Source organism: Clostridioides sp. LIBA-6822 (assembly GCF_056688955.1).
In genome coordinates this window covers 3,684,183-3,709,734 of sequence record NZ_CP196995.1, presented here as the reverse complement: position 1 = coordinate 3,709,734, position 25,552 = coordinate 3,684,183, and the positions used below count along the sequence as shown (strand labels likewise).

The following is a 25,552-nucleotide window of genomic DNA, read 5'->3' as shown; positions in this document are numbered from 1 at the left end:
TAAGGATACAAGATAATATGAAATTAATTTGTATCCTTATTTTGATTTTGTAATTAACTATATGAAATCATAGTATTTTTATGTATTTGATTTTTACAATGAAAATATTTTATCTAACTTTTCTACAGCTTCAATTTTTTTATCTTCCATAACTTGAGTATATATATTCAAAGTTATTGATATATCATAATGACCCATTAAAACTTGTACAGTTTTAGGAGGGACATCATTCTCAAAAAGTCTAGTTGCATAAGTTTTTCTAAGGCCATGAAACTTTATAGGCTCTATATTTAATCTGTTTAATATAGATTTTAAATTCCTTAAAGGTCTTTTATCATCTATAGGGGCACCTAATTCATTGCAAAATACATAATTATCATTTCTATATAATTCTCCAGCCTTTAATATATCTGTATTTTGATTTACTTTATGTTCTTTCAATTTATTTAAGACATCCTTTGGAATAGGCACAGTTCTGTAAGAATTTGATGTCTTTGGCTCTTGTTCTAATACTTTAAGCTCTCTATTTCCAGTCTTATCTATAAAATATGTTCTTTGAAGAGTTCTTTTAACTGTTAAATTAGACTTTTTAAAATCAATATCAAACCATTTAAGTCCTAATAATTCTCCTAATCTAAGTCCAGTACCAAGAGCAAGTAAAAATAATACCTCTAATTTATGCCCCTCTATAGCTTTTATAAAACTCTTTTGTTGTTCAAGAGTCAATATTTCAAGCTTATTTTCCTTTTTCTCAACTGGTATATTTACCATAGTACAATAATTACGTTGTATAAGACCTTGTTTTTCAGCTTCTGATAAGCAGGTTTTCAGTTTAGTGTTTATTTGTCTTATAGTAGGTATACTTTTATTAGAATCAAGCAATCTATTGTAATATTTTTGTATGTGAGATACTCTTAAGTCTTTTAATTTAACATTGCCTAAATCAGTATCTTTAATATAATTACGATAGATGCTTTCATATCTTTCAAATGACTTAGGTTTTAAATCTTTTATTCTATATTCAAACAACCAATTGTAAAACCAATGCTCTAAAGTTATTTTATCATCTGAAATATCAGAGCTTAAATAATATTGTTTTTTATAAGCCTCTAATTTATCTTTAACTTCCTTTTGAGTCTTACCATAAAATTCTTTTCTTATTGGTTTTCCATCTTCATTATAACCAATCATTATACGAGAACGCCAACCATCTTTATATTTTCCGATAGAGCCTTCTCCATTAGCTCTTTTAGTTGCCATTTTTAAACAACTCCTTATATGATTTATAGTTATATCCATCGAAGAATGTAATACATTTCTCTAATAAGAATTTTATAACTTCATCAGCTTCTAGTGTTTCATAGAAGTTTAGCATTAATGTGTTGTATTCTTGTTTATGTTTGGCTGGTATTGATAGAACTCCTATATCATTACTTATAAGTATTAGGTTTGAGGTAAGTCTAGCAGTTCTTTTGTTGCCATCATAGAAGAATTGACAATAGGACAACCATAAATTTATTATTATAGCCTTTTCTAAGGGGTTAGTTATTTTATTTATGATACTTATGTCACTTATAAATAAATCCTTTAATAGAGTGGCTTCTATGCACTCATATTGAGTAGTACCAGCTATACCTATGTTACCGTTTCTAAAATCTCCAACAATTAGAGCTTCATCTTTTGCAACTATTTTATGTATAGAGCAAATTGTATCTTTATTTAAAGATAAGTTTTCTTTGTTACTTAATTTTATTACATAATCCCATGATGATTTTATATTTAGTATTTGATTTTGGTCACTTAATTTATGGCCACCTACTGTTATACCATCAAGTAATGTTTGTACTTCTGGGAATGTAAAGGGGTTATTTTCTAGGTTACCCATATCATATACAAATTCACTTATCATTCTTCTAATATATGTTAAAGTATATTTTTTATCTCCATGAGGTAGGTTAGTAGGGAATTTATATATGTATTTTGGTATATATGATTTATTCATGATTTTAGCTCCTTTCATATCTAATTTTTATTTATTAACTATGAATGTATAAAAGTTAATAGGTAAACCCATATTTTGAAAATGTGCAATACTAATATTCTTCATCCTCATCTTCAATAAGACCATTAGAGTTTTCTTGTATAAAATTTTCAACAAGACCATTTATCACCCAATTTAGATTTTTGGAGAAGTCTTTGAAGTCAGAGAAGCTTAAGCTAATTGGTTTTATTGTATCTGCATTATCTGTAATTTCAAACTTTTTTTTATAGTCTGTTTTTATATCATAACCATAATTTTCTAATATGTGAACTACTAAATCCAACTCTTTATCAAATACTTTTAAATTAATATTATTATTTGTTAAAGTATCTAAATCATTTTCTTCAACAATGAGTTTATTTATGGCAATTGATAAAGCAGTAGATATTTTTCTTATCATATCTAGACTAGGTATTCTTTGATTTTGCTCATATTTAGCTATAGCATGAACTGAACAACCAATCTTGTTGGCTAGCTCATTCCTTGACATATTTATCGATTTCCTATATTGTTTAATCTTTTCTCCGATTGTATTATTTATCATAATTCCACCTTAAATATATCATCAAACAATGATTGTACTTTTACACATATAAAGGAGTTATTTTCTAGATTATCTATATCATATGCTAACTTACTCATAATTCTTTTAATGTATGTTAGAGTATATTTTTTATCTCCATAAAATAAATTAGTAGGGTATTTATATGTGTATTTTAGCATATATGCTCTATTAATAATTGTAACTCCATTTGTAGTTTTTTATCATTGCTTTAGATAGTATTGATATTATTTTATATTTTAGTTAGTAGTTTTTTTATTTCTTTAAGTGTATTTTCAAGCTTTTTATTTTTTTCCTTTAATTCATTATTTTCTTGTAATAATTTAAAGTAATCATTATTTTTAATAGTCATATTTTCTTTTTGAGATATTAACTTTTTTAGTCGAATGTTACTCCCATTATCTGTTGCCTCACTAAAGTAATCATAGATTGCTTCTATATTTTCTTCTGATAGACCAATATCTAATAATTCATCAATTGATTGTTTTATAAGAACATCATTTTTAATAATTTCTTTTATATCATCAGGATGTAATGAAAAATCTAATTCAGTATTAGATACACAATCTGAAAGTATCCAATTATAAACTTGATTTTCATTTAGTTCTAATTTTTCACCAAGTTTATAATATTGGTCTTTATCAGACCAAGCACCTAGCAATAAACTTGAGGTAATCCTAATATCATCATCTTCCATAAGATTTGAAATAGCATTTAAAAATTCATCAAAAGAATAGTATTCTTCTGGGAATAAAGACTGTAAAAAGTATAAAACATCTTCATTAGTCATTACTTCATTTTCAATATCAAAATAAAAGATAGTCTTTTCAATTTTCAAAGCTTTAGCGAGTTTTGATAAGGTATCTATACTAGGTATTCTTTTATCATTTTCATAATTTATTAGAGCATTTCTTGAGATGCCACTAATTTCAGCAAGTTGAATCTGTGTTAGTTCTTTTTGTTTTCTTATCTTTTTTAAGTTTTTTCCAATTTGCAATATTATCACCTCGTATAAAGTATATCCCAAAAGTACACAAATGAGAACAGAAAAATAATATATTCTTATTGACAGCACACATATGTCGACATTATAATTAAAATGTAAAGTTTACGAATGTAAACTAGAAAAAAGGAGGAAAAAGTATGGGAATCAATTTAAAAATATTTAGGATTAAAAAAGCTTTAAAGCAACAAGAACTGGCAGATAGAGTTGGTATATCAAGATATTATTTGTCAAACTTGGAAACAGGTAAGGCTAATAATCCAAGCAATGATTTGATGATTAAACTATCTAGAGCTTTAGATACAACAGTAGAAGAATTATTTTTTAGTAAGGAGGAGTAAAATATGAAAGAGAATAATAATTTAGAAGTTTTAAAGACATTACAAGCTACTTTAAACATTATTGTAAAGAATGAAGAAGAAGCACAAGAAAAAAAGCAAGGATATAAAATTATTGAAAATGCGAAAAGAAATAAAGCTGAACTTATAACATGTAAAGAAGCATCTAAGCTTTATCCTATAGGAGAATCAAAATTTAGGCAGTTATGTCACTCTAAAAATAAAGGTTTCCCTTGTATATGGATAAATAATCGAGTATACATAATAAAAAACAAATTGGATGATTGGTTTATTGAAAATGCAAATGGTATCAAGTTATAGTCTTAAAGTAGGTGTTTGCAATTGAGCAATAAAGGGTGGATAAAGCTTTATAGGGAGTTGTTGGATAAATCAATTTGGAAAGATATTAAACCAGAAAGAAAAGTAATATTAATAACTCTATTACTTATGGCTAGTCATAAAGAAAATCATGTTTTTATAGATAATAAAAAGATAAAAATAAAGTCTGGACAATTTATTTCTTCATATAGCAAAATAGCTGAAAGATGTGGTAAAGGAGTTAGTTATCAAATGGTTAGAAGTTGTTTGTTGTTTTTTAAAAATGCTGGTTTTCTAACATACGAAACAACAAACAAATATATAGTCATAACTATTGAAAACTGGGAGCTTTACCAAGAGAACATAGAAAATCAACAACCTAATCAACAGACGATTAACAATCAATCAACAACAATCAAGAATATAAAGAATGAAAATAATATTATATATAGTGAAATTATAAGCAAATTTAATTCAACTTGTATTGAACTTTCAAAGGTCAAGAAACTAACAGACACAAGAAAGAGGAGAATAAATTCAAGAATAAGAGAATATGATAAAGAAACTGTATTAGAGGTTATAAATATAGTTAGTAAAACAAGTTTTCTGAATGGAAATAATAATACAGGATGGAAAGCAAATTTTGATTGGATAATGAATTCAAGTAATTTTACCAAGATACTAGAGGGCAATTATCATAGCAAGGAAACTGACCTAAATAAAGATGAAAAGGTATATAATCCAGATGACTCACAATTAAAGTGGTAGGGAGGTTATATTATAAATAATTCAAACAACTTAATTAAAAATACAGAAGCAGAGCAATCAATATTAGGAAGTATTTTATTAGATTCAACAATAGTACAAGAGTTAGAGCAAATGTTAAATGAAGACATGTTTTATCATGAGGAACATAAATACATATTTAAGGCTATAAAAGAAATAAATAAGAGAAATGAAGTAATAGATATAATAACTCTTACAGAAGAATTAAAGAGAAAAGGTCATTTGAATAATATTGGAGGTATAAGCTATATTAGCAGTTTGTCAACAATAGTCCCAACAGTATCAAATTTTATGAGTTATGTCAGTATAGTTATTGAAAAATATAAAAATAGAAATATAATTGATAAATTCAATAAATTCAGTCTTGGCGAAATAGATGATAATACCCTTATATATCAGTTAGAAAATGATATAAATAAAGCTAATCAGAAATTAATAAAAAAGGATTCAAGTATAACAGCCATATCAGAGAGAGCCTTTGAATATATAAATGATGAAATAAATGAAGGTATTAAGACTGGAATAAAGTTCTTAGATGATACTATAGGAGGTTTATATGGGGGTGAACTAACTACAATAGCAGCTAAAAGTGGAAGGGGGAAAACGGCATTAGCTTTACAAATACTTAGAAATGTAATATTTCAAGGTAAGAAAGTACTTTTTATAAGTGGAGAAATGAGCGATATACAGATTTTGTTTAGAAATATAGCATCACTGACTGGAATATCAGTTGTAAAAATGAAAAATAGAAATCTAAATGATGATGAAATAGTCAAATATATACAAGCTTTAAGCATAATAAATCAAGAAAATAATCTTTATATAAATGACTCTGTAAATACAGTATCAGGAATAAAGAGAGAAATAAAGAATATTAAGCCTAGTTTAGTAATAATTGATTATTTGCAGATTTTGGATTATGAGGGTAAAGAAGTAGGAGAAGCTAAATTCGCTGACTTATCAAGGCAAATAAAAAAGATTACTTTAGATTTTAATATACCAGTTATTCAGCTTGCTCAATTAAATGATGAATTGAAAGATGAAAGACCTAAAGGGGATAGAGTAATGAGAAGCTCAAAGCAGATATATATGGATTCTAATTCAGTTATATATATTCATAGACCTACAGAAAAAGAGGCTCTTAATTATTGCAAGACAATGGGAATTGAGGATATAAGAGAGTTGAGACGAAGAGAAAAAGGTTTTGGTGCTAATTTAAGTGAGATTATTGTTGCCAAAAATAGAGATGGTGAGTCAGGATTTAGACCATATTGGTATATAGGAAATTTGTTTTCTTTTGAAGAATGTAAGAAGATACAAGAGATATAAAAAAGAAGCATGATTTATTAAGTAATAGATAAATTATGTTTCAAGAAGTATTGAAGGATAAATATAAGTATTAATTAGATGTAATAAAGATTTAAAATATATTGAGTTTAGATTTAAACACTTATTAGAAAAAGGTAGTTGCCATATAAATATAACAACTACCTTTATAAATTAGGTACTTAATGTACACTAACCTAGCAACTTAAGTATATATTAAGTACCTGATGAAAGTCAAGGAGGTACTAAAATGTATGATGAAATTATAGAAATATATTTTGATTATTGGATAAATGAACATATGTATAGAAGTATTTTAGAAAAAGATGAGTATTATATTGAATGTTGGAAAGAGGTTAAAAAAATTAATGAATTATTGGAAAAAAATTTGGAAGATGATAAGAAATATCTGTTGGTTGAATTAAATGATTTGTTTAATTCATTAATAGAATTTGAAAGGGAACTTAGTTATAAATTAGGATTTAAAACAGGAGCAAAATTTATAATAGAGTTGTTGAAGTAATTAATTTGTGTATCTCAATAGAATAATTAAATAATAAATCGAGATTATTAATAAGTTGTACTAGAATACTTTAAGTAAAGTATATATTAATATATTGTTTAAAATAAATATATTTAATAAAGAGGGTATAGGTATGCCCTCTTTTGTTTTTATGCAATCAATGATATTGTAGGATTTATGTATTTTGATAAATAGCACAATATATTTTAATAATAAATATATGATACAATAATTTTATTAAAATCTAAAATAATCAATTGAGGAGGAGAATATGACAATACCTAAGTTAGAGTCTAATGATAGAAAAAGAGAGTTTAATAAATACACATCAGAGCAAATAAACAAAGTAGTTTATAATTATTTATTTAAAAATAATATGAGTAATAGAAATATAGATGATGAGATACTAGATTTATCATCAAAACAAAGTAAAGATTATCAATCAATGGGTATATTACATCATTTAGGAATAAATAAAAATCATAAAGGTATTTTTAGCGGATACACAATAGATAAAGCAATTGAAGTTCTTAAGGAAGATGAGATACATTTCAGTCAAATTATTAATATACTTTTAGAAATTAAAAATATAAATGAGTATCCTATAATAGTTGACTCTTGGGAGTTATTAGATGAGAAAATAGCTTTAAAAACAATTGATAAATCTACATTAAAACATAATGGGACAGGAGTTCCAATAGAAATAAGACATTTTTTTGAGATAAATAATTTAGGAAAGAATGAAAAGAAAAATGTGAATTTTAAATATAATGATAATTATTATAGTGCAGTTATAGAGATGGATAAATTAGAGAATCCAAGAAGTAGAATAATTTGGAAATCTAAGTTTAGAGATTTACTAAGAAGTATATTTCCTGAGTATTATGAGAAATTCTTAGAAAATAAAATAGAAGGAAAAACAAATTTACCTAAAATAAGATTCATAAAACTTGATAGTAATAATTTTAACATAGAATTCATTTTTACTACTGAAATAGAAGACGATGTATTAGAGGAGATAAGTCAAGATAATCCTTTGAACATTAATACTATTAACATAGAATTAGAAACTGAAATTAGAAAAGAAGGGAAAGTTAAATATGTTTATGGGAAACAGTATGAGCGTAACCCCAGAAATAGAATAGAAGCAATAAAATATCATGGCACAAAGTGTATTGTATGTGGGTTTGACTTCGAAAAAACGTATGGAGACAGAGGTAAGGGATACATAGAAATTCATCATATTAAACCATTAAGTTCTGTTGGAGAAGAAAGCAATATAAATCCCAAAACAGATTTGGTGCCAATATGTTCAAATTGTCATAGAATGATTCACAGGAAGAAAGATAATGTTTTGAGTATTGATGATTTGAAGCAAATTATAAAAGATAGTAAATAATACTTATGTATGGCAGAGATGTATAAAGTATATATTCTAAACTAGTTAACAACAAATACTGATATAAAAAATCAAAGAATTTATTAGGAAAAGGTAGTTGCTAAAGTATAACAGCTACTTTTAGAAATTAAGTATTTGAGGTATATTAGTCTAACCGATTAGGTATATCTTAAGTTATTGATGAAAATCAATTAAGTACTAACATGTATGATGAATCCATAGAAATGTATTTTTATTGTTAAATAAATGAACATACATAGAAATATTTTAAAAAATTACAAGTACTATATTGAAAGTTTGAAGGAGAACCTTGATTTAAGGTAAGTGTAAAGTTTTTAAAAACTTCACTAAAATAATCTAATTAAGTTATATATTGTTACTTTTAGGAAAATAATGGTAAAAATTAAAGGTTTTTATAAATGAATGTCTAATTTTATAAATAAAATGGAGTATTTTAACTAAATATTTGAGGAGATAAAATGATATTAAATAAAATCGAAATAATTGGAGATATGGCTCACTTTAAAATTCCTATGCATAGCAAGATACAAAGAACATATGAAATTCCACCAATATCAACAGTTGTCGGAATTTTAAAAAATATATATGGTGAAGAAATAGATGATTTTATATTAGGATATGTTATATATCATGATGGTACATTTAAAGATTTACAGACTATATATAAAGAAATCAATCCAAATGTAAAAACATTGACAGATAGCGATAGATTTCAAACTGATGTATGTCCCATTGAATACCTAATTAATCCTAAACTTATCATATATACTAACATAGATAAAAATATAGAATTTAATGAGCCGCTATGTTTAGGTAAGACTAATTGTTTAGCGAAGGTATTATCTTTAAGTGAAATTGAAGTAAATCTAATAGATAAAAAAGCTATTGGATACAATCAATATACAGATATTAATATTGGAGATGGAATGATAAAAAGAATAAATACATTGACAGAGTATAATGAAAAAAAAGGTTATTATGATATATATTCTTCAATGGTAAGAGAAAATGATGAGTTTGAATATGGTAAATATTATGATGAAGATGAGCAACAGAATATTTTTTTATGGAAATGGAAAAAAGGGGGAGTAATTAAATGCATTTAGTAAGAAGACATTTGATACTCACAGTGGATAATGAAGTTGTATTAGATTACAATTACCAGTATGAGCTAATGAAAAGGATATATGAGGCTATAGAAATTAATGATAAAAGAAAAGCACTAAGTCTTCACAATGAAGGCTATAAGGTGGATAAGAAAGTATTTAAATTATTTAATTACACAATTATGTTTGAAAATGCTAAGTATTTAAAAGAGGGAATACATTTAAATCCCCAAACAAAAATCAAATTAATTTTAAGTGGATATGATGATATATTGAATAATATTATAAAAGGTTTTATTAAATTTAAAGTATTTAAATTGAATAATATAGAGTTTAAAGTTTCAGATATAGAAGAAGATTCAAAGAAAAATTTTAATAATATAACACTTTATAAAGTAAGGTCACCTATTGTAGCAAGTTTATATGATTTAAAAAGTAGGAAACAAGTATACTTAAATCCAATGCAAGAAGAGTTTTATAAAGCATTACATGATAATTTAGGAAATAAGTATAAGCTTATACATAATAAAGAATATACTGGTGAACTATACTTTGATATTGAGGATGTATTAGCAGTAAAAAAGAAATATATAACTAATATAAAAGGAAAAGGATTTATAATTGGATATACAGATTTTGAAATATTTGTACAAGCTAATAAAGATATGCAAGAAGTAATTTATTATTGTGGATTAGGTGAAAAAAATAGTATAGGAATGGGGTTACTAACTTATATAACTTCTAGGAGGGCTTAATATGGATAGAAGTTACAATGTATTTGTTGATAATGGTCTATATGTGTTGGCTTATTATCTGAATAAAGATATTAATGATATAACTTATCAAGATATAGAGAATAGTATAGATTTAATGAGTGATAAAATTGAAGAATTTGTAAGTTGCGAAAAATACTCTAATTTAAAAAGTATGTGCTTTAGCAATTCTACACTAACTCAACCAAAAGGAAAAGTTACTTTAAATGAGAAGCTAAAAGGTTTTGTTAAAAATCAAGGAGATGAATATTGTAGTTTATGTGGTCAATATAAGGCCAAAGTCAAAATTGAAGATAAAGAATACAATATAGGGAGAAGTTATATGCCTAATTTGGTTGCAAATACATTTTATAATTTCTCCAATAATTTGCAAGGTTTGAATGTATGCCCATATTGTTTAGTATTGACTATGTATTCAATTTTGAATTGCAGAGTTAGTAGGTATGTTTTTTTATACAATTCTACATCAGATGAATTTATGAAAGATTATACTTGCCATATTCAAGACGAAAATTTAACCGATGTAGAGTTAGGAGCAAAGAAAGAAAAAGAAAAGTATTCAATTGTAAAATTATTAGAAAGTCTAGTGTGTAAATATAACTTATTTGATGGTGATATAGAGCAATATATGTTTAATAACTCTGGTCAATCTCAGGATATTCAGGTAAATAGAATAAAAAATAAATATGTGAATTTATTAATCAAATTACAGGGAAAAGCACTACTATCAAACTTTGAAAAGTTACATTTGGATAGGTATATCTTGAATGGGACTTTAGAAAGCAATTATCTCAGAGAAGTATATAGGGTAAAAAAGGAAGAAAAAATGGATGAGAAAGAACAAAAGAATTTTGATGAACTTGTTATTCTTTTAAACAGGGAGGTAAATGTATTGAAAAAAGTCAAAATAGATATAATAAAAAAATTAACGGATAAATTAAAAACTAGTGACTTAGATATAGACAAAATATATAAGGAGCTTAAAATGTTAGGAAAATTTTATGCATATGAGGACTGGTTAGTTAACTTAAATGAAATGTATTATGAAAAAACTGGAGAAAAACTATTTGAAGCAGAGGATTATATTGAGTTGGATGATATAAGAAGCTTTAGACAGATTAAAAATTTAATATTAGTAAGTTTAATTTAATAACATTATGGAGGGTTAAAATGGAAAATAAAAATTCAAATAGAATGTTAAATATAGGGTATGCAATAGAAGTTTTATGTGGACGATTAAATGGAAGTAGTAGTGAAGTAGAAAAGAAAAATAATTCATATAAGAATTCTACTTATACTAAAAAAATAGGGAGCAGAAGTAGAATCTCAAGTCAATGTCAAAAATACAATCAAAAGCTATTTATGGAACAAGTTTGTGGTTATGAACAAAATGTTAAAACTAAAGATGGTAAACAAGTAAAATTGGTTCCAAACCCATTTAAATATGCGACAGATGATATATTTGGGTTTATGATGGCGGAAAAATTATCTATAGAAGAAGATGTATACAAAGAATTATCAGATGAAGAAAAACAAATATATAAACAAAATAAAAAGAAATATGAAGCAAATATAACTAAAAAAAGAAAGTCAAGATGGCAAATGAACTCTTTAATAAATGTATCAAATAGAAAGGTTGAATGGGAGTGGAATGTTTGTGGAACTACAGGAGATAGTATGCCATATCAAGTTGAGGTATATTCAGGGGTACATACAAATATAGCAAATCTTAATATAGGAAAGATAGGAGAATATGATATATCTGATATAGCAAGTGAGCATAGAGATTATACAACTTTAGAAGCTAAATCAATTGGAGTTGAAAAGTTAGATAAAGAAGAAAAGTTTAAAAGAATAGAAGCTCTCCTAAAATCACTAGAATACTTAAGTGTAGAAGGTAATAAGACAAATCATCTAACTGATACAAAACCAAAATTTGTTATATTGGGAGAGTATTCATGGGGAAATAATGTATTTCAGGGTATTATCAAAGAAAATGGCTTAGATGTAGAGATGTTAAAAGAATCTATAGAACAAAATGAAGAATTTAGAAAAAGCGATATATGGATTGGAATAAATAAATTTTATGATGATACATTTAATGAGATAGAAGTTAATAATGAAAAGGAACAAATAAAGAAGTATTTAGAAGAAGAGTTTGAAGAGTATGATTTTATGAAAATATCAAATGTACATCAAGCTTTTGAAAGTTACTTAAAATATTTAAAGGAGACTTTATAAAGGATATATCATGAATAATTTATATAAATATAAAGCTAAATCAGATGGGACAAGTATAGATAAGCATAATGAAGATATGAATTACATAATGAATCAATTAGTTAACATATATAATATATCTAATGATATGAAAAATGATTTATATGAGGCAATTGTATGTCATGATGTAGGGAAAGTAGTAAAAAGCTTTCAAGATAATATTGAAAGTAGCACAAGAAGAGTTAGACATGAGTTATTATCAGCAAGTATTAAGTATTTAAATAGAGGTCAGAAGTTAGCTATATTAACCCACCATAAAGATATAAAGTTTCTAGAGGGTCAAATAACAAATTCTATTTATGAAATTGAATTAAAGGAATTAAAGGAACTATTAGATATTGAAGTAGAAGATATAAGACCATTTATAAAGGAAATATCAAGAGCAAGAAATGATGATACTAGAAAACTTGAAAATATATTATTAAAAGGTTACTTGCAATATTGTGACCATATAGCTTCTGCGGGAATTAAAAGTATAGATAAGGGATTTAATTCTATTAAAGATTTTAGTCTACCAAAGGGTGTAAGTTATAATTCAATACAAGAAAAAGTCTTAAATATGGATAAAAATGAAGATATAATGATAATGGCTATGACAGGTCTTGGAAAAACAGCAACATCATTGTATTGGAGTAACCTAGTTCAAAATGAATATAAAAGTAAGAGAGTGTATTATATACTTCCTTATACAGCAAGCATAAATTCTTTATATGAAAATTTATATAATAGAAATATAAGCGTAAGTATGTTACACAGTAAAGCTCCATATTTTTTGAATAAAATTAGTGATGAAGAAGATATAAAACAACTTTACCAGATATACAAAAAGAGTGTAAAACAAATTAATGTATGTACTATATTTCAATTAGTAAAGTCAGTATTTTCTTGTAAGAGATTTGAAATGCTATTATCACAATTAAAAGGTAGTATATTTATAGTTGATGAAATACATTGTTTTGATACAAGAGTATTGTGTTATACATTGGAATTTTTAAAATATTTAAAAGAAAACTTAAATGTACAAATATGTATAATGAGTGCAAGTATACCAACTTGCTTAAAAAAGTTAATACAGGAAAGATTGCAAATAAGTACAATTATTGAACCAGATAGTAAAGATTTAATATTTAGACATCGATTGAATAGATTAAATGAAGGGATACTTGATAACATACATAAAATAGAAAATGATTTAATGCAAGGAAAAAGAGTATTAATATGTGTTAATTCAGTAGATTTATCTCAAGAGTTATATGGAAGGCTCCAAAAATATAATCCTAAATTAATACATGGTCGATTTAATACTAGAGATAGAGAGCAGGCAGAAAAAGGGATAGAAGAAAGCTTCTTATTGATAGGTACTCAAAGTATAGAGGTAAGTTTAGATATAAGTTATGATGTTCTTTATACAGAGTTAGCTCCTTTAGATTCATTGTTGCAAAGGTTTGGTAGAGTAAATAGAAGGGGAGATAATGCTGAGTTGAGCAATATTTATATATATGATTATGATAGAAAGCTTAATATATATGATGAAGATATAATAAATAGAACTGATATAGTAATATCAAATATAATACATAATGATAATTCCATAGTTGATGAGAGTAAAGTTCCATTTTATTTAGATAATGTCTATTTAGATATAGATATGGATAAATATAATAAACATAAAGTTGCTTTAGAGATTATAATGAAAAATATGAGGTTAGGGGTATGGAATAAATCTGCTAATAATGATATGTTAAATAATGATACAATTAGTGTTGTGCCTGAATGTCTTTTAGAAGAGTATAAGTTCTATATTGATAAAAAAATGTATTTAGAAGCGAGTTCATTATTTGTAAATGTATCTGTAAAAAGATACAATTATAATAAAAAGATGTTTTATGAATGTGGAGATATAGTCGTTACAAGTTATAGTTATAATGATAAACTAGGTCTAATATTTGGTTGGATTTTTAATTAAATATTAGATTGTTAAGAGAATGATAGTATAACTAATTAAAATATTTTATTGGGAATTTGTTATAATTTATATCTACTACAAGTTTTATATGTTATAGTAGAATAATTTTGCAGTGAGCGAAAAATATGTGTGAATGTCTGTGAGCTAGTGATGGCAAGGTTTATAACTGTATTTTTATTTTTAGCTAAAAACACTACTGGTGGCTCACTGCAAATTACTTATTTTAATAACCCTACAAGTGTTGGAATTACTATAGTTTTATTTGGGGGTTTAAATTACACTAAGTTAGTTATAAATCTCTCCATTTTTATTTGCATTAAAATCTATGTATTCAACGTTTAAATTACACTAAGTTAGTTATAAATAAGGCAGTTAGAGAAATGATATTATCTAATACAGTAGAGTTTAAATTACACTAAGTTAGTTATAAATTACGCTAAAGTGCATTATTATAATAATGCTGGGCGTGTTTAAATTACACTAAGTTAGTTATAAATCCCATTTCGTTTGGTATATATAAATATTTCTACCTAGTTTAAATTACACTAAGTTAGTTATAAATCAGAAGAACTATGCCCGCAACAAGACCAGCTATTGCAAGTTTAAATTACACTAAGTTAGTTATAAATTGGGAAAAAGTAAACCCTGACTTGCAGGGGGAAAAACGTTTAAATTACACTAAGTTAGTTATAAATGAAGAAAATGTTAATTTAAATGATATATCTACAAAAGTTTAAATTACACTAAGTTAGTTATAAATTATGATAAGCATGATTTAATGGGACAAGCATTAAAAGGTTTAAATTACACTAAGTTAGTTATAAATGTCGCATACTGTTTTGCTAGATAGGTTCTTTCATCTTGTTTAAATTACACTAAGTTAGTTATAAATTTTTTTGCTTATTCCTTTCGTTACTATTTTTGTATAGTTTAAATTACACTAAGTTAGTTATAAATTTTGGATATGATGTTTTACTTGAATTTATAGGAACAAGTTTAAATTACACTAAGTTAGTTATAAATACTTTAGTTGTTGCTGCTGTTCCTTCCCAAACTACTGTTTAAATTACACTAAGTTAGTTATAAATCCTGTACCTCCTGATTTACTTTTGACATCAATCCCTGTTTAAATTACACTAAGTTAGTTATAAATTTTAGTGTATAATGAACTTTCATAGAATCATTAAACTGTTTAAATTACACTAAGTTAGTTATAAATATCCAATTGACTGGAAAAGGAGTCATGGATGGTTCTTGTTTAAATTACACTAAGTTAGTTATAAATCCTGCTGTTACATATGCTTCTAGCATTTGTTGCATAGTTTAAATTACACTAAGTTAGTTATAAATTTGCTAGTTAAAAATGTCTTATAATATTCTATCACTGTTTAAATAACACTAAGTTAGTTGCAAATAAATCAGATATATAAAATTATGTATAAGCTATATTGTTATGAGTACAAATAATATTTCTCTATTCATTAAAAAACTTAACTAAGAATTTGATTTATATTATTGAATTAGCAAGAATTTTGAAAAGTAGAAAATTATACCCCAATAATACCCCAACTACAAAAATAAACAATAAAAAACAACCAAAAAAATTGCTCTAACATCATAACTAAATAGCTATATACCGACATTTACAAAAACCAACAAAACAATCAAATAACCACTTATAGACTCCCCTCGTCTCCACCATTGAAATCCACGAAAAGATATTGATTGAAAAATCAATATTTTTTTTATTATATGAGGTAATAAGATGAAGATATTTGAATTAAGCAAGATTACTTTTAATACAAAATAATATATAATATATTTAGTAAAATAACTAGATATTATTTGTGTATATAAAAAAATTATAGAAAATAATATTTGAGAAATAAAATTTTCTGTTATACAAGGAATATGAGAATTAATCTGATAAAATTGTACAGTTTGTTTATAATCTTATTTATACATTGTATAAAAACTTATATCTTAAAATTTACTATGGTAGTCAAGGTAGATTTTATTATTGACGCTATATCTATTAATGATATAATGAAAACATAAATTTTGAAAGTAAATGAATACTATTTTGAAGTAGACTGAAAAGAAGAACAGAATATGGCGAAATATAGATTCAAAGTACATAAGATTAAATGTACAGTAGATGGATAAATGGAGACTTGAATAGGCAAAAGATTGTAGTGAAAATTATTACTGAATGAGTATATGTACCTATAGATAAAACTGTAGAACTGATGACGCCTGTTCAGATATATATCATAAAGGATATGAAAAAAAGATTAAAAACTTATTGTGTATTTAATGATGTTAGAATGAAAAGTATGTTGAGAAATATACTAGATGAGTTTTTGAAATCTAAAGGGATTTAATTAATTCATGATATAATTTTAAGGAGGAATTAAAATATGGCTAATATTCATGCTGTGATTGAAGAAGTTGCAAAATTAAATCCTGCATTAGCAAGGGAGATTCAGAAATATGTGAAGACGCATTCTTATGGTCTTGTATATGAGAATAACTTACCAGATGCAGTAAGATTATATAAAAAATTGCCTGGAGTTGGTGATAATGTTAATATTTTATCCAAACGCGGACATGAAGAAACAGATGTAAACAAAGTGGTATGGACTGTTAAAGAAATTAAAGATGGAGTTGCAATTATTCAGAATAGTGACGAATTTTGTGAAGTACCAGTGGAAGATATTGTTCCAATCGTTGGATATAGAGATGTTATTTATCCAGGTTTAAAAGAGGTTGACCGTGTAGAGAATGGGAAACCTGAAGATCCATATCATATGGTAATTAATTCTGAGAACTATCATGCATTGGAAGCTTTGACTTATGCATATGCTGGTAAGGTTGATTGCATATATATTGACCCACCATATAATTCAGGTGCTACTGATTGGAAATATAATAATGATTATGTTGATGAAAATGATAAATATAGACACAGCAAATGGTTAACATTTATGGAAAGACGTTTAAAATTAGCAGCTCAATTATTAAATCCTAATAATTCTGTTCTAATTGTTACAATAGATGAAAAGGAGTATGCTAGATTAGGATTATTGTTGGAGCAAATTTTTCCAGAAGCTAAAATTCAGATGATAAGTAGTATTATCAGTAGAAAAGGTACTGCTCGTGCGGATGAATTTTCTCGAACAAATGAATTTATTTATTGTGTCCGTTTTGGAAATTGTTCGATTGAGAAATTAAATGATGTTAAATCTGTTTCAAAAGATTCTGAAGTGCATTGGCAACCATTACGTAGGAGCGATTTAGCATCTAAACGAGGTACAAAAAAAGGTGGAACTGCACAATTTTATCCTATTTATATTGATTCTAAAGAAGGGAAGATTGTTCATATAGGAGAGCCATTAATGCCAAGTGATAGTTTAGATTCAATTCCAATGATTGAAGGTACAATTCCTGTTTTTCCAATTCGTGATAATGGTATAGAAATGAACTGGGGGCTAACTGGGGATGCATTAAAAGCTCGTCTAGAGAAGGGATTTGTCAGAGTTGGTAAATATTTTAAAGACAAACCTCAAAAATATGTAATATCATATTTGACAACAGGAACCATTGAGGATATTGAAAAAGGAGAAGCAACTATTACAGGTTATGCAAAAGATGGTAGCGTAAATGCTTTTTATTCTACTGGAAAGAAATCATTGCCAACAACTCAGTGGGATAATATTGCATATGATGCAAAGATATATGGAACAAATGTTAATTCGTGTTTTATGCCAGATAGAATATTTCCATTTCCTAAGTCAGTATATGCTGTAGAGGATGTTATTCGTTTATTTGTTACAAATAAGCCAGATGCACTTATTGTAGATTTTTTTGCGGGTTCAGGTACTACAGCAAATGCAGTAATGCTTCTAAATCATCTTGATGGAGGAAATAGACGTTCAATTTCTATTACAAATAATGAAATTGGGGCAGATGAAGAAAGAACATTTATACAAAAAGGTTTACAACCTTATGATGCTGAGTGGATGGAATATGGAATTGCGAATTATTTCACGTGGCCTCGTATTAAGTCAGCAATTACAGGTATCAATACTCTTAATGAACCGATTAAAGGTGACTATAAATTTACGGAAGAATTTCCTATGTCTGATGGATTTAAAGAGAATGCCATATTTTGTGAGTTAACATACGAGTCAGCATGGCCTATTCGACTGGATAATGCATTTGATGCAATTGCTCCTATTCTTTGGATGCAAGCAGGTTGTCGTGGACCAATTATTAGAAAAATAGGAAAGAGTTATTTAACAACAGATTATTATGGTGTATTATTTGATTACAATCAAGCGTCAAAATTTTGTGAGAAGATTAAAAATACACCATCAATTAAGACAGTATTTGTTGTAACAGATGATCAAAGAAGGTATTCTAATATGTGTAAAAGGTTGCCAGGAGTAGAAGTACATAGATTGTATGAAACATACCTTAGAACATTTGAAATTTATGGAGAAGGGGGTATTGACTAAATATGAAATATGAGTTATTTGATTTTCAAAAAACTGCAGTAAATACTCTTTTAAAGAGATTAGAATCAATGCAGAGAAGCTATGAATCAGATGGTTCATTATCTGCAGTTCCGTTAATTGCACCTACGGGTTCTGGTAAAACAGTTATTGCTGCAGCTGTGGCAGAGGCATTGTTTTATGGAAATGATATCTATAGTGGAGATAGTAGTGCGACTATTTTATGGTTGTCTGACAGTCCATCCTTGAATGAGCAGACATTAAAGAAGTTTGCTGACGCGACAGATTTACTGTCAGATGCAAAAACTATGGAAGTTATTGGTCCAGATTTTGCAAAGAATCATCTGAAATTACAGCAGGGACATATCTATTTTTTAAATAGACAGCTTCTTGGTGAAGGAAAAAAGTTATCAAATCCATCAGAAGTTGGGCGTACTTTTTATGATGTTCTTACAAATACAATTGAAGACGATAATATTCGTTTTTATTTATTTATTGATGAAGCACATAGGGGTCTTGGTAGTAAAGGTGATAGCAAGGCTACATCTGAAAATACTAGTAAGACTATTTATGCTAAATTGATTGATGGTCAGGAAGGAAATAATCCACCCGTACCTGTAGTGATTGGTATTTCTGCTACTCCTGAAAATTTCAACAAAGCAATGAATGGTAGAAAAGAACGTGATATTAAAGCTGAAGTGAAAGTTCCAGTATCACAGGTAAGAACTTCTGGGTTGGTTAAAGATTCTATTGAGTTAAGAACACCCCAAAAAGCAGTTGATACAAAACATCAGGATTTGAAATATGCTTGCGAGAAGTTAGCTGAATCATCAAGTCTTTGGAAAAAGTATTGTGAAGAGAATCATATATATCCAATTATTGTGCCACTTATGGTTGTACAGGTTGAAGACAAGGTTAGTAAAGAAACATTGGCTGCATTATGTAGCCAGATTTGCAAAACTTTACCTTGGCTTGATAGTTCAACATGCTTTGCTAATGTATTTGGTGGACATGAAGATATTATAACTAATGCAGGGAAAATTCCTTATGTAAAACCTGAGGATGTTGCAGAACATAATGAAATTAAAGTTCTATTCGCTAAGGATGCGGTTTCAACTGGTTGGGATTGTCCACGTGCTGAAGTAATTTATTCTAGACGTAAACGTAGTGATCCAACATATATTGCTCAATTAATTGGTCGTATGGTTCGTACACCGTTGGCTCGGAGAATTCGTGATATAGAGGAGTTAAATACTGTTTCTTGCTACCTTCCACAGTATGATGCATCAACAGTTGAAAGTGTTGTTAAAAAGTTGAAAGAAGATAATATAGACCAGACTTCTAATATCACAGTTAACTCTGTTGATGTTGCATTTTTTGGTAAAACAAAGAAGATGTTAGAGGAAAAATTGGAGAATAAACAGAAAAAAGAAAGTGGACAGAATGATATATCTTTATGCAATGAGGATACAATTGTGCAACATGTATCTAATGCAACGGAAATTTCAAATATAGTTAGTTCTGGTATGTTAGATATATCTAATTTAGAGGATGAATTTTATGTAAATATGGATGATGGTTTTTCAGTTAATTCAGACGAGGCTCAAGAATTTATGCAGAAACTTAATGAGATACTTGAACGTATTCCTAAGGTCGATAGCGAAGCTATACGTACATGTTTTGAGAGTATTATTACAAGGCAAGTACGTCATGATAAGCCAAATCATTTTTTAGATTTGTGGGATTGTGTCGATATAATTGAAGCGGATCTTAATCCAAATGGAAATCTTGATGCTGATATTCAGGAAGATTTCTATCGTAATATTGAGGCTGAAATTAAGAGGAATCCAGCACAATACAAGCGTTCACTTGGTGAAATTCGTAGTACACAGATGTCTATTAAAAGAGTTGACCCATTAACTGGTGAAGAATTTGAAGATCGCGTTGAATTGGCTGAAAATGATGCAGATAGATTACTCGCTTACTATAAGAATACAGTGAGAGTTTTCTCAGGTGCATCTGATAAAATTAAATACTGCATTAATAAAAGAATGAAAGATGAACTTGATACAGAAGAAGATGCTATTCGTATGATGTGCGCAGTTGGATATTGTATTGAAATTGTTCAGGCTATGGAAGTTTGGGCTGAAAGCAAAACAGAAGAACTACTTGACATATATGGACCATTTAGAGCTTCTGTATCTGAAGAGAATAGAGAAAAATGGGATAGAATTGAAGGTAATACAAAACCTTATGTTGAAGATTATTTGAACATAAAATCTACTAATACACATCAGAATAAAGATTATGATAGATATGAAAAACATATCATCAGTGATGATGATGGATGGTCATATCATAAGTTAAATGAATTAGAACAGAAAGTTCTCAGAACAGAAATGAGTCATGCATTGAATGTTGCTTGGTATAGAAATCAACCAAAGAATCTTCGCGCATCACTATCTATTCCAAAATGGATGAATAGTGAAGGAAAGCAGCTCGATAATTGTTATCCCGATTTTATATTTTTTCAGAATGTAGGCGGAAAAATTATTCCTTCAATTGTTGATCCACATGGAGGCTGGTTGGGTGATAGTGTTGGTCGATTGAAAGGATATGTTTCATATCTGAAAGATCATCCAACAATGTTTGCAAGAGTACTTGCTGTTACAGATGAAAAAAATGGTGAGATTCGTTATCTAGACTTAATGAAATCAGAGGTACAAGAGGCAATTGATAAGTTTACTGGTAGTCATGCAAAAGAATTGTTTAATGGAACATTAAGTAAACAGTATAAGATTGTAGATGAGGATTAATTTAGTGAGGCTGTAGCGTAACTAATTTTAAAATTGGGGGCGTATGCAGCCATCTTTTTTAATTAAAAAAGATGAATAATTAAATACTTAAATGTGCTTAAAGCGGTCGGTAAACAGAATAAATATCTGCAAGATTTAAACTGCAGAATAAATTTAATATCTTATTAGTATATAAGTAATATATTAATTATACCGTATAGATTTGAAGAATTAAAAAATTATGAAAATGCATTAATAGACCTAATTATAGTGTTAACAAATAACATATTTGAAAATAGGAACAAAATAGATTATATAAGAAATCAAATTTTGATGTAGATAAAATAGATAATATGTTAGAAGCTATAAAGAAAGATATTTTACAAATAGATGGTAGGCTAGAAAGTCGTATCAAATTGTTTTACAACTATATATTATATATTTGATCTATATTAAATAGATAGCCTACTAGAATAGGAACATAAAAGCTAAAAAAGAGATGTTGATAAAAATATTAACATCTCTTTTTTAGTATAAAAAATTAAAAGGAGGAAGTTAATATGATTAACTTATGTAAGAAAGAAGATTTAAACTTATTATCAGAATATCCTAAAGAAATTGTTGATAGTGTAGATAACATTATCACGATATTGAATTAATCTTACGGAAAGGATAGAAAATTAACAGATGATGGTGGATATGTATGTGTAATTGAGGAGATTGAAGAAGTAGAGTCTCTAAAAGTAAACATACTAAAGGAATTAATTGAAGAGTTTAGTGATGTTATACATGAAGATGGTATTGATAAGTATAGTTCAACATTATACTTATTATCTAGTGATTATTCTATTACCGTAATTACTAAGAATAAAGCAACTGATGAATTACTAAAATAAGCATTTATACTAGCAAAGTATAGATGCTTATTTTTATTTAGCATTAAGAAATATATTAACTATTGATAATTTAAAGGAGGTTAGAATATGTGGACATTAATAATAGCATTTGTTTTAAGTCTTATAGCAGAGGGGATAGATCCAAGCGAAGCAGTAAGTAAAGCTTGTTCAAAGTATAGAGTTTCATCAAGTGATATATAGGATAGATTATAATAAATAAAGGTATGGATATATAAGGAGAGATAAAAATGGAGGAGGAAGTATCAGCAAAGAGAGTAAATATTATATCTCTTAAAATAGTTAAAGAAAGTTCAGTACTATATGAAACTAGAAAAATAAGTAATCCTTATGATGCATATAGATTAGCAAAAAACTTTCTAATAGATAGTAATAGAGAAAAGTTTATAGTGGCTTGTTTAGATACAAAGAATCAACCTGTAAGTATAGAAGTAGTAAGTGTTGGCACTGTAAATTCAGCTATAGTACATCCAAGAGAAGTATTTAAGACAGCAGTTCTTACTAATGCATCAAAAATATTATGCTTTCATAATCATCCATCTGGATTAATCCAGAGTACGCATTTAAAATTAGCAATGGAATAGAGTATAAGTATACAAATAGGAGTAAATAAAATATGTTTAATAAAGAAAATAGATATATAACTAACCACTTATAGACTCCCCTTCGTCTCCACTATTAAAATCCAAAAAAGATATTAGCAAATTGCTAATATTTTTTTGTGAAAACTAATCATAACCTATATAATTAACTTATAAAACACACATGAAGAGGTAAAACTATATGGCTAAAATTGATAATATGATGTCCATATTATGGATGTTAAACTCAGACAAAAAAGTTACCGCAAAACAAATATCTGAAAAACTAGAAATAAATATAAGAACTGTCTACAGACACATTAATGCATTATCTGCTAGTGGAGTACCTATAATTTCAGATACAGGTCATAATGGTGGGTATACACTTTTGAATAATTTCATCAAAGCACCTCTTTTTTTCGATACAGAAGAACAAACTGCGTTACTTCAAGCAGCTATATTTGCTAAAGAAGAGGGATATTTCTTAGATGACACACTAGACAAAGCAACATCAAAGTTAAAAATGTATTCAAATCAAAAACAAGAAGAAACTTTAACAAAACATTTAATAGGTTTTGAAGTAATAAAACCAACTGGAAAAATATCCATAGAATCTGTACTTAAAAAGTTAAAAAATAGTATAGCAAATGAATTATCTGTAGAAATCAACTATCGTACAGCTCGTGAAGAAAAATCAAAATGTAGGACTATAAATCCATATGGAATTGTTCGTTGGAATAATAATTGGTACATAGTAGCATTTTGTCAAATGAGAAATGAGATTCGTAGTTTTAGGGTAGATAGAATTAGTAGTGTCATAGAAACATCAAATACTTTTAATAGGCCAAAAGAATTTTCAGCAAGTGAATTTTTTATAAGAGGAATTATGGATGAAACAAAAGATGAGGATAATCTTATATCATTAGTTATAGAAGGAAGGATAAATACATTGGATAACTTATGTCAGCATTGGCTTCTAGGATATTATTTAAAAGAAAGGACTTCAAATAAAGCAATATTTAAACTTCAAGAAGAGATAATATTTACATATGTACCAAATATACTTATACCTTATAGAAAATCTATACAAATAATTGAACCATTAAGCCTTAGGGATAAAATAGTTGAAGATTTACTCGAATTAATTAATCATTATCAAATTTAATAACTTAACTGACAGAGTATGTCAGTTAAGTTATTTTACAATTAGGTATATTAATTAATTATAGAAGGAGCAAAAAAATGAAAAATAGAAAAGTATATATGTATGTATTCGATACTATGTCAGATTGGGAAGTTGGATATCTAACTGCTGAATTAAATACAGGAAGATATTTTAAAAAAGGATTAAAACCACTAAAAGTAATTACAGTAGGAGTTGATAAAAATCCTATTATAACAATGGGTGGATTAAAAGTTTTACCTGAGATTACAATTGATGAGCTTAATATTGAAAGTAATGACTTATTAATTTTGCCAGGGGGAAATACTTGGACATCTATAGGTCATGAGAAAATATTAGAAAAATCTAAAGAGGCTTTGAAACAAAGGTCTATAGTTGCAGCTATTTGTGGTGCTACTTTAGGGTTAGCTAAAACAGGTTTACTAGATTTTAGAAATCATACAAGTAATGATTTAGAATTTTTAAAAATGGTGATACCAAGTTATTCTGGAGAAAAATATTATAAAATGGAATCTGCGGTTAATGATGAAAATTTAATTACTGCTTCTGGAATTGCACCATTAGAATTTACAGTACAAGTTTTAAAAGTTTTAGATGTTTTTAAAGAAGAAGCATTAAGTTCTTGGTTGAACCTTTATAAGACGCATGACTCTAAATATTTTTTCGAACTAATGAATTGTAATAAATAAATTTAAGATTTAATTTTAAATTCAAATTCTAAACTACTTTTTCTATGGCAATAGATAAGTAGTTTAGAATTTTATCATATATATAATTTGTACTTATACCAACACAAATAGAAATGATAATTCCAATAATAAAATTTATAATTAGTTCAATATGGAGTACACTTTTTTCCTACTAATATAACTAAGAATATATGAAACCACCATAGATTGTAGTTTTTTCTGTTGTATTATATCATGGGATAGTAAAGTGACGTATATTTTTGATGAAAACCTAGGATTGTATATGAAATGAATTAATCCTGTGTATTATTCCTGAGATTCGTGTCCAATGATTTGTAAAAATAAATAATGAAATACTTAGAAATACTTGTAAATACTAGTCAATATTGACTAGTATTTTTTATTTTATTAATGAAATCCCCAACTGTACT

General features: G+C 27.0%; 20 protein-coding genes and 1 CRISPR repeat array. Of the genes, 16 read left to right on the top strand and 4 right to left on the bottom strand.

All coding sequences use genetic code 11. The features are described from left to right. Positions 1 to 93: 93 nt before the first annotated feature. The 4 genes from ACTG48_RS17535 to ACTG48_RS17520 form a co-directional block, all read right to left on the bottom strand. Positions 94 to 1,260, bottom strand: a complete 1,167-nt coding sequence (locus tag ACTG48_RS17535; protein WP_479917541.1) for a tyrosine-type recombinase/integrase — start codon at positions 1,258 to 1,260, stop codon at positions 94 to 96. Beyond that, a complete protein-coding gene (locus ACTG48_RS17530; RefSeq protein WP_227824429.1) occupies positions 1,250 to 2,002 on the bottom strand; it encodes a Fic family protein in 753 nt (250 codons plus the stop codon). The genes ACTG48_RS17535 and ACTG48_RS17530 overlap by 11 nt, the downstream gene beginning before the upstream one ends. Positions 2,003 to 2,093: 91 nt before the next feature. Next, positions 2,094 to 2,585 (bottom strand): helix-turn-helix domain-containing protein, encoded by a 492-nt coding sequence (locus ACTG48_RS17525; protein WP_009891546.1) that lies wholly within the window; start codon positions 2,583 to 2,585, stop codon positions 2,094 to 2,096. A 250-nt stretch (positions 2,586 to 2,835) separates the two neighbouring features. Further along, positions 2,836 to 3,609: a helix-turn-helix domain-containing protein gene (locus ACTG48_RS17520; protein WP_225532654.1), complete on the bottom strand. Its 774-nt coding sequence runs from the start codon at positions 3,607 to 3,609 to the stop codon at positions 2,836 to 2,838. Between the two features lie 137 nt (positions 3,610 to 3,746). Here ACTG48_RS17520 and ACTG48_RS17515 point away from each other — a divergent pair, with 137 nt between their 5' ends. The 16 genes from ACTG48_RS17515 (at position 3,747) to ACTG48_RS17440 (ending at position 25,121) form a co-directional block, all read left to right on the top strand. Further along, on the top strand, positions 3,747 to 3,947 hold the full coding sequence (locus ACTG48_RS17515; protein ID WP_479917540.1) for a helix-turn-helix transcriptional regulator: 201 nt from the start codon (positions 3,747 to 3,749) through the stop codon (positions 3,945 to 3,947). 3 nt (positions 3,948 to 3,950) lie between these two features. Next, complete coding sequence (locus tag ACTG48_RS17510; protein ID WP_003433761.1) at positions 3,951 to 4,265, top strand: hypothetical protein; 315 nt, start codon at positions 3,951 to 3,953, stop codon at positions 4,263 to 4,265. A 21-nt stretch (positions 4,266 to 4,286) separates the two neighbouring features. Beyond that, positions 4,287 to 5,030, top strand: coding sequence for a hypothetical protein (locus ACTG48_RS17505; protein ID WP_199176456.1), 744 nt, complete (start codon positions 4,287 to 4,289; stop codon positions 5,028 to 5,030). A gap of 9 nt (positions 5,031 to 5,039) precedes the next feature. Continuing rightward, positions 5,040 to 6,377, top strand: a complete 1,338-nt coding sequence (locus tag ACTG48_RS17500; protein ID WP_479918804.1) for a replicative DNA helicase — start codon at positions 5,040 to 5,042, stop codon at positions 6,375 to 6,377. A 247-nt stretch (positions 6,378 to 6,624) separates the two neighbouring features. After that, positions 6,625 to 6,897 (top strand): DUF6809 family protein, encoded by a 273-nt coding sequence (locus tag ACTG48_RS17495; protein WP_054271625.1) that lies wholly within the window; start codon positions 6,625 to 6,627, stop codon positions 6,895 to 6,897. 271 nt (positions 6,898 to 7,168) lie between these two features. Further along, complete coding sequence (locus tag ACTG48_RS17490) at positions 7,169 to 8,296, top strand: HNH endonuclease (RefSeq protein ID WP_160743625.1); 1,128 nt, start codon at positions 7,169 to 7,171, stop codon at positions 8,294 to 8,296. A gap of 479 nt (positions 8,297 to 8,775) precedes the next feature. Then, entirely contained in the window at positions 8,776 to 9,423 is a 648-nt protein-coding gene (cas5, locus tag ACTG48_RS17485) for a CRISPR-associated protein Cas5 (protein ID WP_009891534.1), read from the top strand. Further along, positions 9,414 to 10,178: a CRISPR-associated endoribonuclease Cas6 gene (gene cas6 / locus ACTG48_RS17480; protein ID WP_054277582.1), complete on the top strand. Its 765-nt coding sequence runs from the start codon at positions 9,414 to 9,416 to the stop codon at positions 10,176 to 10,178. Before cas5 ends, cas6 begins: the two co-directional genes overlap by 10 nt. A gap of 1 nt (position 10,179) precedes the next feature. Continuing rightward, complete coding sequence (locus tag ACTG48_RS17475) at positions 10,180 to 11,346, top strand: hypothetical protein (RefSeq protein ID WP_479917539.1); 1,167 nt, start codon at positions 10,180 to 10,182, stop codon at positions 11,344 to 11,346. A gap of 20 nt (positions 11,347 to 11,366) precedes the next feature. Further along, on the top strand, positions 11,367 to 12,437 hold the full coding sequence (locus ACTG48_RS17470; RefSeq protein ID WP_227824424.1) for a DNA repair protein: 1,071 nt from the start codon (positions 11,367 to 11,369) through the stop codon (positions 12,435 to 12,437). Positions 12,438 to 12,447: 10 nt separating this feature from the next. Further along, positions 12,448 to 14,442 carry a CRISPR-associated helicase Cas3' gene (gene cas3 / locus ACTG48_RS17465; RefSeq protein WP_479917538.1) on the top strand — a complete coding sequence of 665 codons (1,995 nt, stop codon included), beginning with the start codon at positions 12,448 to 12,450 and terminating at the stop codon, positions 14,440 to 14,442. Positions 14,443 to 14,710: 268 nt separating this feature from the next. Further along, positions 14,711 to 15,857: direct repeats of the CRISPR family, unit length 29 nt; unit sequence GTTTAAATTACACTAAGTTAGTTATAAAT. Between the two features lie 1,005 nt (positions 15,858 to 16,862). Beyond that, positions 16,863 to 18,962, top strand: coding sequence for a site-specific DNA-methyltransferase (locus ACTG48_RS17460; protein ID WP_479917537.1), 2,100 nt, complete (start codon positions 16,863 to 16,865; stop codon positions 18,960 to 18,962). A gap of 2 nt (positions 18,963 to 18,964) precedes the next feature. Beyond that, positions 18,965 to 21,775 carry a DEAD/DEAH box helicase gene (locus tag ACTG48_RS17455; RefSeq protein WP_479917536.1) on the top strand — a complete coding sequence of 937 codons (2,811 nt, stop codon included), beginning with the start codon at positions 18,965 to 18,967 and terminating at the stop codon, positions 21,773 to 21,775. 1,123 nt (positions 21,776 to 22,898) lie between these two features. After that, positions 22,899 to 23,252, top strand: a complete 354-nt coding sequence (locus ACTG48_RS17450) for a JAB domain-containing protein (RefSeq protein ID WP_479917535.1) — start codon at positions 22,899 to 22,901, stop codon at positions 23,250 to 23,252. A gap of 199 nt (positions 23,253 to 23,451) precedes the next feature. Next, positions 23,452 to 24,414, top strand: a complete 963-nt coding sequence (locus ACTG48_RS17445) for a helix-turn-helix transcriptional regulator (RefSeq protein WP_479917534.1) — start codon at positions 23,452 to 23,454, stop codon at positions 24,412 to 24,414. A gap of 77 nt (positions 24,415 to 24,491) precedes the next feature. Next, complete coding sequence (locus ACTG48_RS17440) at positions 24,492 to 25,121, top strand: type 1 glutamine amidotransferase family protein (RefSeq protein WP_021386055.1); 630 nt, start codon at positions 24,492 to 24,494, stop codon at positions 25,119 to 25,121. Positions 25,122 to 25,552: the final 431 nt, after the last annotated feature.